This is a genomic window from Microcoleus sp. D2_18a_D3, assembly GCF_036702455.1.
Taxonomy (GTDB): Bacteria; Cyanobacteriota; Cyanobacteriia; order Cyanobacteriales; family Microcoleaceae; genus Microcoleus.
Genome location: NZ_JAUBTK010000016.1, coordinates 90,810 through 105,859, shown reverse-complemented (window position 1 = coordinate 105,859; position 15,050 = coordinate 90,810). Strand labels below are relative to the sequence as shown.

9 protein-coding genes and 1 tRNA gene are annotated in these 15,050 nt (G+C 46.7%); 5 read left to right on the top strand and 5 right to left on the bottom strand.

What is annotated here, in order from left to right:
- The first annotated feature begins 403 nt into the window (after positions 1-403).
- Complete coding sequence (locus tag QUB06_RS10430) at positions 404-1,894, top strand: phosphoglucomutase/phosphomannomutase family protein (protein WP_445251371.1); 1,491 nt, start codon at positions 404-406, stop codon at positions 1,892-1,894.
- Between the two features lie 336 nt (positions 1,895-2,230).
- A complete protein-coding gene (locus QUB06_RS10425; RefSeq protein ID WP_333202540.1) occupies positions 2,231-2,506 on the top strand; it encodes a LapA family protein in 276 nt (91 codons plus the stop codon).
- Positions 2,507-2,520: 14 nt separating this feature from the next.
- On the opposite strand, the gene QUB06_RS10420 is transcribed toward QUB06_RS10425, so the two are convergent.
- From QUB06_RS10420 to QUB06_RS10405, 4 genes are all read right to left on the bottom strand, one after another.
- A complete protein-coding gene (locus QUB06_RS10420; protein WP_333435224.1) occupies positions 2,521-3,516 on the bottom strand; it encodes a hypothetical protein in 996 nt (331 codons plus the stop codon).
- 32 nt (positions 3,517-3,548) lie between these two features.
- Positions 3,549-4,739: an RNA-guided endonuclease TnpB family protein gene (locus QUB06_RS10415; RefSeq protein ID WP_333435223.1), complete on the bottom strand. Its 1,191-nt coding sequence runs from the start codon at positions 4,737-4,739 to the stop codon at positions 3,549-3,551.
- A gap of 271 nt (positions 4,740-5,010) precedes the next feature.
- On the bottom strand, positions 5,011-6,081 hold the full coding sequence (locus QUB06_RS10410) for a hypothetical protein (RefSeq protein WP_333435222.1): 1,071 nt from the start codon (positions 6,079-6,081) through the stop codon (positions 5,011-5,013).
- A gap of 558 nt (positions 6,082-6,639) precedes the next feature.
- Positions 6,640-7,314, bottom strand: a complete 675-nt coding sequence (locus QUB06_RS10405) for an Npun_F0813 family protein (protein ID WP_333055855.1) — start codon at positions 7,312-7,314, stop codon at positions 6,640-6,642.
- A gap of 1,165 nt (positions 7,315-8,479) precedes the next feature.
- Here QUB06_RS10405 and QUB06_RS10400 point away from each other — a divergent pair.
- From QUB06_RS10400 to QUB06_RS10390, 3 genes are all read left to right on the top strand, one after another.
- A tRNA-Arg gene (locus QUB06_RS10400) sits at positions 8,480-8,553 on the top strand.
- Positions 8,554-9,001: 448 nt separating this feature from the next.
- Positions 9,002-10,528 (top strand): site-2 protease family protein, encoded by a 1,527-nt coding sequence (locus QUB06_RS10395; protein ID WP_445251373.1) that lies wholly within the window; start codon positions 9,002-9,004, stop codon positions 10,526-10,528.
- Between the two features lie 240 nt (positions 10,529-10,768).
- Positions 10,769-11,719, top strand: a complete 951-nt coding sequence (locus QUB06_RS10390) for a hypothetical protein (protein WP_333435220.1) — start codon at positions 10,769-10,771, stop codon at positions 11,717-11,719.
- A 162-nt stretch (positions 11,720-11,881) separates the two neighbouring features.
- Here QUB06_RS10390 and QUB06_RS10385 read toward each other — a convergent pair whose 3' ends face one another.
- On the bottom strand, positions 11,882-14,890 hold the full coding sequence (locus tag QUB06_RS10385) for a UPF0182 family protein (protein ID WP_333435219.1): 3,009 nt from the start codon (positions 14,888-14,890) through the stop codon (positions 11,882-11,884).
- Positions 14,891-15,050 lie beyond the last annotated feature (160 nt).

Genomic DNA, 15,050 nt, shown 5'->3' with positions numbered 1-15,050 from the left:
TGTCTGATACCCGTTAGTAGACGTTCCCTCTTTATCAATGCACTATTTGGTTATTTTGTCAATGCGTAAGTCCTATAAAAAATTAAATTTAAGATTAGGATGAGATTTATGTGCATTTCGTTAAGGCTATTGCCAGGGCCGTTTTTTGCGATCGGTTTTTTAGCTGCGCCGTGAAGCGAAGCTATCCCGTAGCGAATCGCCCGCAATTGATCGTCGTCCCTTCGATCGGCTACCTACCCTTCAAAACCAGAATTAGCGACTGACTAGCCCCATCCCTCCCACATTTTGCCCACTCTGACTTGTTCGAGTCCTCTGCCGGAGGCCCAAGCCTGTCCCTACAACGATAGGATTAGGCTGATGCGGGCCCCACGGGCGATCGATCCTCACAAACAGCACGGCCGGTATGTCTTTAAGGCTATGCCTTCGGGTAGGATTAGTAGGACGAGAGGAAGTGGATAAAATGAGCGCTAGCAGCAATTCAACAGAAATTAAGTTCGGAACCGATGGGTGGCGGGGACTGATTGCCCATGACTTTACTTTTGCCAACGTGCGAAAAGTCACCCGTGCGATCGCCAGTTACCTAGAAACCGCTTACACCAAAGACCGCCCAGTTCTAGTCTCCTACGATACCCGCTTTCTGGCAGACGAGTTCGCCCGCACCTCGGCGGAAGTATTGGCAGATTTGGGATGGACGGTGAAAGTGGTCGATCGAGATTGCCCCACACCAGTCATCGCCTACAGCGCCAAGCATCTCAACTCCGCAGGAGCCCTGATGTTCACGGCTTCGCACAATCCCGCACCTTACTGCGGCATCAAATACATCCCCGACTACGCGGGCCCGGCCACCCCGGAAATTACTGATACCATTGTGGCAAATATTGCTGGTGCTTCTGATGCCCCAGCCAAAGGCAGCCACAACGATAAAATCTCCAGTTTTGACCCGAAACCCGAATATCTGAAGTTTCTTTATACTTTGATCGATGTGGAGCGGATTCGCTCTGCTAAGTTGAAGGTGAAGTACGACGCTCTCTACTCGACTTCTCGCGGCTATCTCGATGGGGTTTTGGAACACTGCGGCTGCGAAGTCGAAAGTTTTCACACCTACCGCGACGTGCTGTTTGGTGGCGGAATGCCCGAACCCAAGGGGGAACAGTTAGTTGAGTTGGTGGAAGCTGTTAAGAAGGATTCGGCGGATTTGGGTTTAGCTACCGATGGCGACAGCGATCGCTTTGGTATTGTTGACGAGTTGGGAAATGTCTTGACTCCAAATACTGTACTGTTGCTGCTGGCGCGTCACTTGGTTAAGAATAAAGGATTGACTGGGGCGATCGTCCGTACAGTCGCAACTACCCACTTGCTGGACAATTTGGCCGCCAAGTACGGTTTAACAATCTACGAAACCGCCGTCGGTTTTAAATACATCGGCGAAAAAATGCGGGAAACTGCGGTGCTCATCGGTGGCGAAGAATCTGGCGGTTTGAGCGTTTTGGGTCACATTCCTGAAAAAGACGGGATTTTGGCTGATATGCTAGTTGCCGAGGCGATCGCCTATGAAGGCAAACCGCTTTCTCAGCTAGTCGAAGAAGCCATTAAAGAAGCCAACGGCCCCCTGTACAACAAACGTTTGGACTTGCACCTCGAAGAAGCCCACAAAGCAGCCGTTTTGGAATCTTTTACCAAGAATCCCCCCACAGAAATAGCAGGTATCGGCGTTAAGGAAATCGGCCGCAAAGACGGAATTAAACTTTATCTTGAAGACGGTGGCTGGGTACTGCTGCGGCCTTCGGGAACCGAACCCTTGATGCGCGTTTACATGGAAACCAATTCTGTGGAAAAAGAAAGCCAAGTTGCCGAACACATGGAAAAGGTAATTTCTCAGTTAGAACCTGTTTAACTTTCTACCTATTCCAACGGGGGTTTTTCCCCTAGCGTTTGGGATTGTGAGGTGCGCCAAGCGCACCTTACGTATTTTTGATAACTGCTGGGTCAGTTATATATTTGCAATACACTTGGATTTGTTTAAGTTGGGGAAGTGTCAATTTGTTTATGTTTGTTAAATTTTTAATTAATTAAAAAAATCCTCTATTTTTCCGCATCTACTTGACTTTTCCCCTAATCGTATTGTAGACTATTATATAATAGGAGGGTGGCAAAAATAAAATTTTTTTTACACGTATTTCAATTATAAAAAAAACTATACAAGTTAAATTACTAGCCTGTCAACCGGTTTATGAAAACAATTCCTCTGCTCGCCATTAGTTTTTTAGTAGCAATTTTAGTAAGCGCGATCGGCATTATCTCAGTGCAGAACGCCGCCCCAGTATCCTTAAACTTTATCTTTTTTCAATCGATACAAATGCCCGTAGGAGTAGTATTGGCAATGAGCCTGAGTGCAGGACTGATCGGAGGTGCGCTACTGCAACCGCTGTGGAACCTTTCAGATTCCCAAAACTCGCGTCCTAAATTTCCGGCAAATCCAGAAGAATCCGACACCGTACAATATTAAATAGATTTGAGCCATTAAAGGGAATATACCTGGCCGTCAATCAGCAGCCGAGTAATTCCCTTTGCTCGCAAATAAGGTGCTGCTTTTTGCAGCATACTGCTGTCAGGAATCTTGAAAACCCTTTGATTGCGAGTAGCAAACCGGCGGGCCACTCGGTGATTGTCAAACACTGCCAGAGTTTTCTCGCGAATTTCCGCCGCCGGAATTTGACCCAGTTCGCCAAAAGCTTTTAGAGGTCTGGTGATTAACTCTGCCGCCCGATCGACCACCAAGTAACAAATTTTGGGCAGAGATGCTTCGCTTAAAGGCAAAACTTGAATTAGTCCTGTACCCCGAAGCTCGATCAACTCGCCCGACGATAGTGAACCCAGGAGACTGCTTTCAAACAGAGAGTCTTCATCCTCTACATCTTCGTCGAAGTCGTCATCTAAATCGTCTTCATCATCCTCATCATCCTCATCATCCTCGTCGTCGTCCTCGAAATCCCTAAAGTCTTCACCTGCCAGCAGCCCTTCTGCTGGCAGCATTGCCTTTAGTTCACCAGTCACAACAGCGCGGTGGCTCCGATCGGCAAGATTGGGTGCTTGGGCATCTGGCACATCAGAAATATCCCAATCCGACTCTACATTCCCTCGAGTTTTGAGTTCTGCAACTGGTTCAGGGACTGATCCAGAACGCTTTCGGATCGTCGGTCTCGAATTTGAGGCTGACTGCTGGACTGGGACTGACTCCGACAGGGGGACACCTACAGGATCGATTTCGCCATCTGCCGACGGCTCAGTAGTCGCCTCTGTCGCTTCAGAAACACTGCTGCGATCGGACAAACGCTTTTGTTTTTGCTGGACTAGAAATTCGTATTCCGGCTCCGACAAAGCACCCTGAAGGATGCGCCTCACAGTCGAACTGCTCACTCCGTAGCGCTTTGCCAGAGTGATAGTATTCTCGTTTGACTGTCGGTACAGCCTGATGAGTTCGCGTTTGTCTGAATCGGAGAGTTTTGTAGGCGTCATGCCAAGTTTTCCAGCAAAAAGACTTGAAATACTCACCGGGCTAAAGCCGCAGTGATTCTTGACGCTTCATTGGGTTCTGCTACCGAGGTAGTCTGACAATCCCTCTGCGTCCATTTAGAGTCGTGGCAATTCCCTATCCCGACTTTTTCTATATTTTTAGCAGCATTTTCGTCTCTATCTTGCTCAGTGCCACAATTCAAACAAAGCACTGAGCGAATAGACAAATCGATTTTACCCCACTTGAAGCCACAGTCTGAACAAACTTGGCTAGTAGGTTCCCATCGACTAATTACTTTGAACTCTCTGCCAAACTTTTCAGACTTGGCTTCACAAAGAGTCCTGAATTCTCTCCATCCTTGCTGGCTAATCGCTCTCGAAAGTTTCCGATTCTTGACCAGGCCCGACACATTTAAATCTTCCAAAATAATCACTTGGTTTTCGTTGACTATTTTGGCAGATAGTTTGTGCAGGAAGTCTTTGCGAGTATCGGTGATTTGATTATGCAACTTGGCAATTTTGATGCGAGTTACATTCCTTCTCCTAGAATCCTTTGGTTGACGAGCTAATTTGCTTTGTAGTTTGCGAACTTTCCGGTCTAGCTCTTTGTAGCCTGGGCTTTCGACTTTTTCATCATTGCTCATTACTGCAAAAGTTTTTATCCCTAAATCAATTCCGATGCTTGGATTCTTAGCTTCGACTTGAATTGGTTGAATCTCTACGACAAAACTCAAGAAATAACCGTTGGCACAGTCCTTGATTACCGTGACAGAACTAGGTGCCGACGGCAATTCTATTGACCAAATCGGATTGACAATCCCAATCTTAGCTAAGTAGACACCTCCGTTCTCCTTCATTGAGAAGCCACGACGGGTAAGTCTTGCCGATTGGCGGCTCGTTCTTTTTTTGAACTTAGGATGTCCAACTTTACGTCCTTTTCTCTTTCCTTTACAGGAGTCGAAAAAGTTCTTGAAAGCGATTTCTAAATCGGCCACAGACTGCTGCAAGGGAACACATGACACATCCTCCAACCAAGCTCTTTCTTCAGTCTTTTTTGCCTGAGTAATTACTATTTTCTGAAGCTCTGCGGATTTAGGCTTTTTTTCAGACTGCTTGCAGAGAGCTAAGGCATCATTCCAGACAACCCGAACACAACCAAACAACTGAGCTAAGCTCTGCTTTTGTTGAGCTGTCGGATAGATTCTGTACTGATACCTTGCTTTCATTGTTTTCTGTTGTTTGAATTACTTTATTATACCATATTATACCATGTACTATTGATACAAACGATAAAAATCGAAGAGAATTAAAGCCGTCCTACAAGGACGGGGCTTGAGCCCTCCGCTACGCTCCGCCCAGTTCTTTGGTGAAAAGACGCAGGCTAGCAGTCAGCGAACTGTGATTTTTCATCTTCGATTTCAAGCTCAGAGATGCCGACAAGGGCAAAGAAGCTTTCGCGTCCCCATCGCTTGCCCAAGCAACCCTAATCTCAAATCGCTACGCTGCGCGACGACTGCGCCTGCTCTGGCGAGAACGGGTTGAGATGTCATGTTCCAAGATAGCTCCAATCCCAAACAGTATGGCACTGAAAACAAAAAAGACTTCCAGCAAACTGCCGCTTTGATAAGTACCCTCAGCCTGAGTATCGCGCCATTTAAAGTACATATCTGCGATGTAAAGCGAAAAAGTTGCCGCCGCAATCATTCTCCAAGATTGGGAAAAACGTCCTCCCCAAAACGCCAGCAGCAATGCAGTAGCAATAATCAGCAGAAAAACGTCCCCGACGATGTAAAACAAATTGATTGCATAGGCGTAAGGCGACAGTTGCTTGTCAAGTGCTATTACCCATGTGGGAGTTTTACTTGGTTCTGCTGCTGCTTCTTCTTCTTCTTCTTCTTCGGGTGCGGATTTAGCAGCAGTCGCGGCTGTTCCTGTTACCTTTGAGTTGGAGGAATTTTCTAAACCAGGCCCTTTTGCCGCAGGCGCTGGCGCAGAGCCTGTCACTACTTCCTGGGTGGCTGCTGGAGACATTCCTAGCTGTAGCCTCCAAGACTCAGGTGCAGCAACCCAGATAGCTACAGCAATCCCGAAGGCTGCAATTCCCGCTAACAAAGCCCACTGCCAAATTTCTAGATTCAGCCGTTTGGAAGTCACAGCGATCACCATGCCCCCAATCAGTACCACATAGCTGCCCAGATAAAAGGCATCTGCGGGGGACACGTCCGGGTCGGCCTCGAAATACAGTTCCCAAATGCCAAATAGCACACCGCCGATAAAATAGAACAGCATCCCCAGACCAATGCCCAGCCAGACGTTGCGCCCGCTGACCATGTGCGGGCTTTGCCAGTTTCTAAAACAAACTAATGCAGCTCCCAGGTAGGCCCCGCATTCAAAAATATAAGTGCCGATCGAGTACCACAGAGGTAAACCCTCTTCTGCTGAGAGGGGGACGCTGAACAGCAAAAAGAACAGCAGCGCCATGACAGCCCAGACAATGCCCACAATCACTAGGGTCTGAGCTGACAGTAAAGATGAAGATGTAGATGACTTTTCTGAAGTGCTACTCATAGGGATTCCACGAGACCTAACTAGCGGTTGAACGCACCCCATCTCAATCTTTGATTGGAGATGAGGATTCTTTCGCCAAAAACCTTAAAAAACCTCGATCTGACGCTTCCGGGATAACTGGCGTCCTCAGTGTGTCGTCGGGGCTTTTGCCCTCGTACACTATAGAAAGACTAAGCAAGAATAATATCTATTTACTAATTCAATAAATTAGTTGTTAGTCGATCTTGTACCCCGAAATATAATGATAGACATACGGTAGATGTCTCCACCCTTAAGGTTTTTACAGTACCAAATCTATCTCTGAAATTATACCCTCAAAGGTTGAGGTATCTGTTTTTTTGCTTTCCCATTTCCCTACTCATATCAATGATTCTAGGCGGGGAATGCGATCGAAACTTAGTTAAATTGCCAGACCATAGGTGGCATCCAAACCGAATCAACAATTTGGTTGGTCAATACAAGTTGGCAATCCAACCTGTATATCGCGTACCCCCTACAGTGCAATTATCTAAGCTCCATTATCTCGACCCAATTGTCTGAGCAATTGTCACAGATTTTCTATCCTGCGATCCACAACTTGTTGAGGGCTGATTGTTTCAGCCAATCTAGAAACTGAGTCCGATCCGGTGCTGGCATATCTTGCAGCACATCGCTCACTCCCTCCGCGAAGTCCGTATTGCCAAAATATGATTTGCCCAAGCGGTGGAGTTCTTGCAATAAGGTCTTGAGATGCTGCTCTTGCCAAGGAGGCACCTTGTGATTTTGCAAGGGACTAACGGTTAGCCAGTTTTTTATCGCATCAGGGGAGTCTGCCTGGGGGAAGTTTCCCTGCTGAAATACCTTGGCGATATCTTTCTGAAACGATGTGGCTTGCCTTGCGCCTAAGAGGTCTTCTACATCGAAGTAAACAGCTTGGAGGAGCAGCAGACAAGCCTGCGCGAACAGTGGTGCTTTGGCTGCTTCATTCCCTGCCGGTTCTTCACCGGCAAGCTGATCTAAACGGACTTTTCCCCAGACGCTATATCTATCCGGCTCTTCTAGCAGAACACAGGCTTTGCCTCGGTTGTCGGTTAAGTCCCGCCACAAGGCTCTGGCGTCTTCTGCTTGCTTGCCGTTGAAGGCGCTGATCAGGCGAAAAGTCTGCCCCTGATAATTGAGAATGGGAATTTGTTGATCCCGTTTTGGGTGTTGAAAATTGGTTATTTCAACATCCTGCCGTTTCAGAATAAACATGACACTGCGATTTGACTCCTGTCATGGCCGAGGTGCTGTGCTTTTGACACTCCCGATGCCTAAAGGCGAAGGGATTCTTGATTCAGCGAGTCCACTTAAATTAGCAGGATTGCTCCCGATCACCCAGAGATGGTTCTCTCCTCAAGCGTTCCGATACTTTTTTGCTAACAAATGTTAACAATTATCTAAGCTGAGATTGTCTCTCAGCCTTGGCGTATAAATCAATGCACGAAGGAAAATCCCCCGCGCACAATTTAGGACTGCTGTACTGGCAACGCTTGATTTTCGCGCTCGTGCCGAGCAGGCGATTGACTGTTTTGCTTTGATGCCGTAGAGGAAGCTTATATAGAGGCTCCGTACCATCAGGGATTTTCACCTGAGTCTTTCAATCCTAGTTCTACCACATTTTTATCAAATATCAAGTCGAGCAGAATGTTAGCCAACATAACTCAATATCAGCAAATTAGTCATTCTGGCTCAACTCATACCTCAAATCAGGAGACGATCTCTGGTTTTGCGGTAATGCGGTCAGCGTTTTAGGCTTTGCCACTAGGGGATGTTAACATAACCAATAGACATCTGGGAAAAAGCACCTGTGACTCTTGTGCTGTCTGAGTTCCGTCTTAATTTGGGGAGATATCCGATCGACCAAATATTGGGGTTTCAACTCGACCTCTAAATACTTTACCCGAGTTCACCAAAAAACGAGCGAGAAGCACCGGGCTACCGACATGGGGAGGAAAGCGGCTGCGACGACCGTCGCCGTGGAATGATCGCAACTTGAGTCGCAATGATATGATAAGTGCAGCGATTAAGAATAACCATCTACGTGTTGAAGCATTTTAGTTTCGGTGAGATTCCGGCACAGTACGCCACTACTGCATTTGAGCAGGAAGCCTACTTAACTGACAAAAAATATCAAAATGTGGAGCGTACCTATCTGGCATAAGTGATGGACTCCGAAAGCCGAAAAAAGCCAAAAGTATACGCAAAGCTTGGATTCGTCCATGCTGAGTGGGTAGAGGCGCATTCATAACGCCTTTGAAAGTCCCTTTGTGGTCTTATTCAAGAATCCCCCTGATTCATCAGTGGGGAGTATCAAATAATTTACTTGCTCGATCGCACACTGCACCGATACAATAATCTTGTTAGCGATTTTTGAGTTGGGTGCGTAACTCAGTTGGATAGAGTAGCTGCCTTCTAAGCAGCGAGCCGCAGGTTCAAGTCCTGCCGTACCCGTAGATAAAACCTAATAACATCAATGCTTTGAGCCGTTCTTTACCGAAAAGTAGAGAGCGGCTCAAACCTTGTTTGTTGTGCATTTGTTGTGCATTTGTTGTGCAAGACAATTGCACAACAAACGCACAACACTGCCTATCTGGGTCAGGTGGTATCCCGGCATCCTGTCGGTAGACACTGCTACCCTTCTGAGTATAGGTTTGCCACAGCCGATGTGGTATCATAAAAAGTCTATTGTGTCAATAGCCTAGCTCCTGCGATGTTCAAACAGCAACAGCAGGTTGTGGGCCGAGTAGCCCTCAGAGGTTATCCTTAGTAATCAGGCTAGTTTCCGACAGGTTTGGATATGTTCCCAACAACTCTATTTCATGTTCCCCAAAATTTAATGCTATTACTCGACCGCAGCGCGATCGACCAATTAAAGCCCCTATTGGCGCAAGCAACCGGAATGCCTATAGTTGCATCGGAAAATACGGCAACAATTGCGCTCGTATTGGTTGCTCTGGGAATTCTGGGTTGGGGATTTTATCGCGCCAGACCTTTTGGCAAACTGGGAATTTTGGCTTGGTTGCAGTCTGTTGCGCTGATGAGTCCCTGGCTGCTGTTCTTTGGTTTGTTCGCCGCCGGAATTTACCTCAATCTAGTGGCGGTATTGTTGCTGCTAGTGGCATCCACGGGATTGTACATTTATCTGGGCCGGCAATTGCGTAAGGCTGCATCTGATACAGTGCTGCCGAGGCCGGATGCTGCTGAGGTAAAGTCCCAAAGCGATGCTTTCTCGACCCCTGAGTCGCAGCGACCACCAGGCCCAGAAACCATTAAGATCGTCACCTCGTCGCCAGCGAATAATGAATTACAAATTATTCCCGTTCCAGTGGAAGACCTCAAGGCAATTAAAGGCATCTTTGGAATTGATACTTTCTTTGCCACAGAAACGATTCCCTATCAAGATGGGGTAATCTTGAAAGGCAATCTCCGAGGAGACCCAGAACAAGTACACTCACGTTTGACGGCAAGTTTGGAAGAAAGATTAAACGATCGCTACCGCCTATTTTTAGTAGAAAATCAGGACGACAAGCCCGTAGTTATTATCTTGCCCAGCACCAACGACCCGCAGCCAACAACCGTGTCTCAAAAAATCCTAGCAGTCGTGCTGCTGCTGGCAACAATTGCTACTAGCTTAGAGACAGGCGGTTTGCTGCTAGGTTTCGATTTCTTTAACTCGCCGGCTAGATATCTAGAAGTTCTGCCAATTGCAGCGGGAATTTGGGCGGTTTTAGGCTCTGGGGAAATTGCTCGCCGAGTGCTGGCAAATCGGTACAAGGTTGGCTTGAGTTGGCCGTTTTTTATACCAACTTTGCAGATAGGTTGTTTTGGCGCGATCGACCGTTTTGAGTCGCTGCTGCCCAACCGTAAAGTTTTGTTTGACATCGCTTTTGCCGGGTCAGCGGCTGGGGGAATAGTTTCTGTGCTAATGCTGGTAACGGGTTTGCTGCTGTCTCACCCCGGCAGTTTGTTTCAAATTCCCGCAGAATTTTTCAAGGGATCGGTTTTGGTGGGAACTTTGGCAAAAGTGGTTTTGGGTTCGGCGTTGCAGCAGCAGATTGTTGACGTTCACCCGCTGGTAGTTATCGGTTGGTTGGGCTTGGTAATAACGGCGATTAATTTGATGCCGGCGGGACAGTTGGACGGGGGTAGAATCGTGCAAGCCATCTACGGTCGGAAAATAGCCAGCCGCACTACTTTGGCGACTTTTGTGGTGCTGGCCATCGTTTCTTTAGTTAATCCTTTGGCTCTGTATTGGGCGATCGTGATTCTGATTTTACAGCGGAATCTGGAGCGGCCGAGCCTCAACGAGCTGACTGAGCCTGACGACGCTCGCGCGGCTTTGGGTTTGCTAGCTTTGTTCTTGATGATTGCTGCCCTGTTGCCTTTGACTCCGGCTTTGGCTGGCCGTCTGGGAATCGGGAACTAGCAGTAGTCGGGCATCTGTGGTAATAGGCTCTTGGGTTGCGGTAAATTAGTGGAATATAGGAATTGAGCGATCGAACTGAGAACTGAAGGGCGATCGGGTTCCTAACTACTAATTTCCAATTAAGAGCCCCGCCCGGGGCAATTTATCTATTACCAAAAGTTGATTTTTTTATAACCCAAAATTTGTTTAAACTTGATCAATTAAGTTTAAATAACTTATCTGAGCCTATAGGATAAAGTCATGGCTAATCAACTTCCTCCTGTATTGGTAACTTTTGATGCAGATGTTTTAATGACGGGCAGAACCCAAGTGTGGCAAGAATATTCCAAGGTGGGAACTTGCTATATCCCGGAAGTAGTGTACGACGAAATAGATCGTCTGACAGGGCAAGCGGTGGAAAAAGCTCAAGAGCAAGTAGCTAGAGAGTTTATGCGATTTTTTGCCGACAGCGGTTGGATTGCAACTGACGCTCAGGAAACACACCGAGCTCTCGAACCTTCGATCAAAAATCAAAGCAAGCCAGCAATGCTCGTGGTGGCGACGGCTCAGTGCGTTTACGGTTTGGCTCAGGAACACCCGGAGGCATTGGTGATTTTTGTTTCCAACAGCCAGCCTCTGCTGAAGCGGCTGGCTTCTGTAGGCGCTACGAATCTCTGCGGGATTACCGGGGCGATGCTGTTAAATTGGGCGAGGAAAGGGGAACGCCCGCCGGCGGCGACTCAGCAATTGCAAAGTTTGATGCGTACCCTCGCCGAACGCAAATCGACTCAGCGCCCTAACAGCAGAATTCAGGATGCTGCTGTTGGCCAAACGGGGGCTTCTGCTAGCAAGTTAACGGGAACCCGCGGCGCTTCGGAGCTAAAATCGCCCAGCAGTTTTACTAAAACTAATAAAACGGGTTTGACTCAGAAGCGCAGTGCGAGTTCGCGCCCCAAAACGTCGCCCCGCAGTCGCGAGGAGTCGATAGATTACGAGCCGGCTGTATATCGCATGAAACATATTACACCTCCGAAAAAAAGGAACAGCGGTTTTCTGTCTAGTGCGTTCAATTTTTTGGGAGCGTTATTTTTCTTGACGGTAGCGGTAGGTATTTTGTGGCGAGTGTTCGATGTTAGGGGTTTTAGAAAGACTTTTGTGCCGGCTCTACCACAGCCTGTGCAACAATTTGTTAAGTCGATCGACCCTAAATAATCTGGTTTTCTGAAAATTTCACCTTCTGATCCCCTGGCATCGGAATAATAAAATCGAGTCAACGCTTAACACTCAACCATTCAGTTTTTCGACTCCTCCTTCTACAACCAACAGTCAACAGTCAACAGTCAACAATCATGATGAGTGCAACCGGAATTGATATCATTCACTATTTAAAGCTGGTGCTGTTCCTTCCACAGGTCGAATAATGACCGGTTTATTAGTAGATCGTTGCTGAAAAAGTGCCTTGAGTGCCAAGTCAAGACTTTCTGCCATGACGATGCGGTTTTCGTAGGCAGCAATAACTCTGATTAAAGTCGGCAAACTATTGCGTTCGGCTTCTAAGTAAAGAGGTTCCACATACAGTAAAGATTGTTCAATGGGAATTACTAATAAGTTTCCTTGAATGGCTTTTGATCCCTGGCGATTCCAGAGAGATATTTGTTCGGAAATAACCGGATCTTGGTTAATTAAAGCTTCTATTTGTTCCGGGCCGTAAACTAATCGCTGTTTGGGGAACAGATACAGCAGCAATTTTCCGTACTCGCTACCATCCGATCGCCCTGCAATCCAAGCAATTAAATTGTTGCGACTTACTGGTGTAAATGGAAGCAGCAAAATAAATTCTTCGGCTTTTTCAGTTGGCAGCTTCATAATCAAATAATAGGGTGATACGGGCTGCTGTTCGCTGCCATAAATTTCATTGGGAACTCGCCACAAATCCTCCCGATTGTAAAATACTTGCGGGTCTTCCATATGATAAGTTAGCAAGCGTTCTGATTGAATGCTCAGCAAATCTACAGGATATCTGATATGTTTGCGGAGAGCCGGAGGCATTTTGTCAAGGGGTTTGAATAGTCCGGGAAAGATAGCCATCCAACTGTTAATAATCGGATCGGAGGGATGGGCAACGTAGAAGTCAACAGACCCGTTGTAGGCATCAATCACTACTTTAACGGAGTTGCGGATGTAGTTAAACTCATGATTTCCGGGGTCAGAATACGGATAGCGATCGCTCGCTGTATAGGCATCGATAATCCAGTAAAGATAGTTGGGAGATTTATCAGTGACCGAGGGTGAAGGTTTAATCTCGTTGCCATTTTCATCTTTTTCTTTTTCTATATCGTCATTGCTAAGATTGGCGTTCGCTACTACTAAATACGGGTCAGAATCGTAGCGCAAAAAAGGAGCTATAGCCCGGACTCTTTTATTAATATTTCGACGGTACAGCAATTTAGTTTCTGGCGTAAAATTGCGCGTCAGTGCCATTTGCCAATTTTTGAGATAATTAGCAAACAGCCAGCGCCGCCACATAGAACCGATCGCAATTCCGCCCCTACCGCTGTAAGTATTGTAAACATTGTCTTCGCCGCTGGGATAGTCGAATTCTTTGACTTTTGTGGGCGCCATCGCTTCTGTATCGGTGATTTCGCCGTAGTAAATTCGCGGGTAGCCGATCGGAATACTGGCCCGAATTCGATCGCTGGTTACTTCCAAAGCAGTCTCCCCTTCCTGGGCTGCAACTCCAATATCTTTGACGAAATAATCGGGTAAACCGCCGACACCGACTGTATTTACCGGAGAAAGAGTAAAGCCGTAACCGTGAGTGTAAATCAGGTGTTTGTTCACCCAAGTTTGAGCTTCGGGGGCAACTGCCGTGTAATCTAATTCCCGCGCTGCCAGAAACACTTGTTGGCTTTCAGAATCTCCCTTTTTTGCTTTTTCATTTTTGATTGTGTAGCGCTCTATATCGGCATCAGGAAATGTATAATAGGGTCTAATTTGCTGTAACTGTCGGGTGGTTTGCAGCAGCGGCTGCTTGTCCCACAGCCGGATGTTGCTAATAGTAAGTTTATTTTTTTCTAAGTCGGCATAAGTAAGTTTTCCGGCGGGATCGAAAGTTTTTATTTCTATATTGTTGAGGTCAAAGGCTTCTTGAGTAAAGGCAATACTGCGCTTAATGTAGGGCTTTTCCCTTGCTAATTCGTTAGGTTTAACTAGGAGTTGCTGCACAATTGTTGGCAGCAGCCAAGTTCCCAACAAGCTTAAAGTTAGCCACGCTATAATAATCTTTTTTATGAGTTCATGTTTTATTTTGAATGGGTAAACTTGCCACAGCATCAAAACGGCGATCGCCCCCGCCAAAATACTCAAAAATCCATACCAGGGCAGCCGTACCGTTACGTCAGCATAATTCGCCCCGTAAGTAACGTCTCCCCGCGAATACAGCAATGCGTAGCGCCCCAGCCAGTAGCGGAATGCAACGGCTAGCATGAAAGCTGCACCCAACCCGTACAAGTGCCCCTGCTGTGATCGAGAAAACCCCAAAAAGACCCCTTGACTCAGGCTATTTCCCGATAGCAAATATGTTAAAGCACAAGATACTAAACTGTACAAAAATACAACTGTCAGCCAGAATCCTAGCAAATCTAAGATTGGCAAAATAAATACATAAAAGCTAATATTTTGATGGAAAAGAGGGTCGGTTGTGTTAAAATTAATAGGGTGAAAATATTGCAAAACATTTGTCCAGCGACTGGTGGCAATCAGCCCGATCGCCAAACTGAGAAAAAGGGCGATCGCCCGCAGCCAAAAATCAGGCTTAATTACCACAGCTAAAATTGCCCCCAGCAGCAAGCCCAACTGCCACCAGCGAGAAAATAGCTGCACCCCTATTTGTTGGATTGACTCAATTCCCAACTGCACGGGCGGTGCAGGCAAATTGCCAGCTATACGGAAATAGGCGATACTGCTTGCAGCTAACAGCGCGCAGTGAATTACTATAAAAGTTGCGATCGAACTCAATCCGAATACCGTCAACAGCAGCCAGGAAAAGGTAAGTTGGGATTTAGCAACAGGTAATTCGTAATTCTTCCCAGTTTTGTTGGTTCTTAGTGGAGCGAATAGCGCCCCCGCAATCGGCGATTTCATTTCCTCTGCGGGATGTTCCAGGCGGCGGGCTAAAGCCAAATTTCCGAGCAAAAAGGCAGAAGAAACAGCAATTGCGATCGTCCCCAGCAACCCTTGAGTTTTCAGCTTTAACAGAAAAACCTGAAGATATCCAACTTCCTGAAACCAGAGAATTTCTGCCGAAATGCGGGAGGCAAACTCAACAACCAGCCCTAGCCCCGCAATCAGTAGGATTATTTGATAAATTCGCCTATTAGTCATTAGTTATTAGTCATTAGTTATTAGTCATTAGTTATTGGTGGAATGATAACTGATATCAGGTTCGAGCAAATTACCCTCCCGAATGATGCTTTTGCCGCAAGGGTTGGAGGCATTTTTATTCATGGTAATTTACCGGACATAATATGACTCCTGCTTTCGG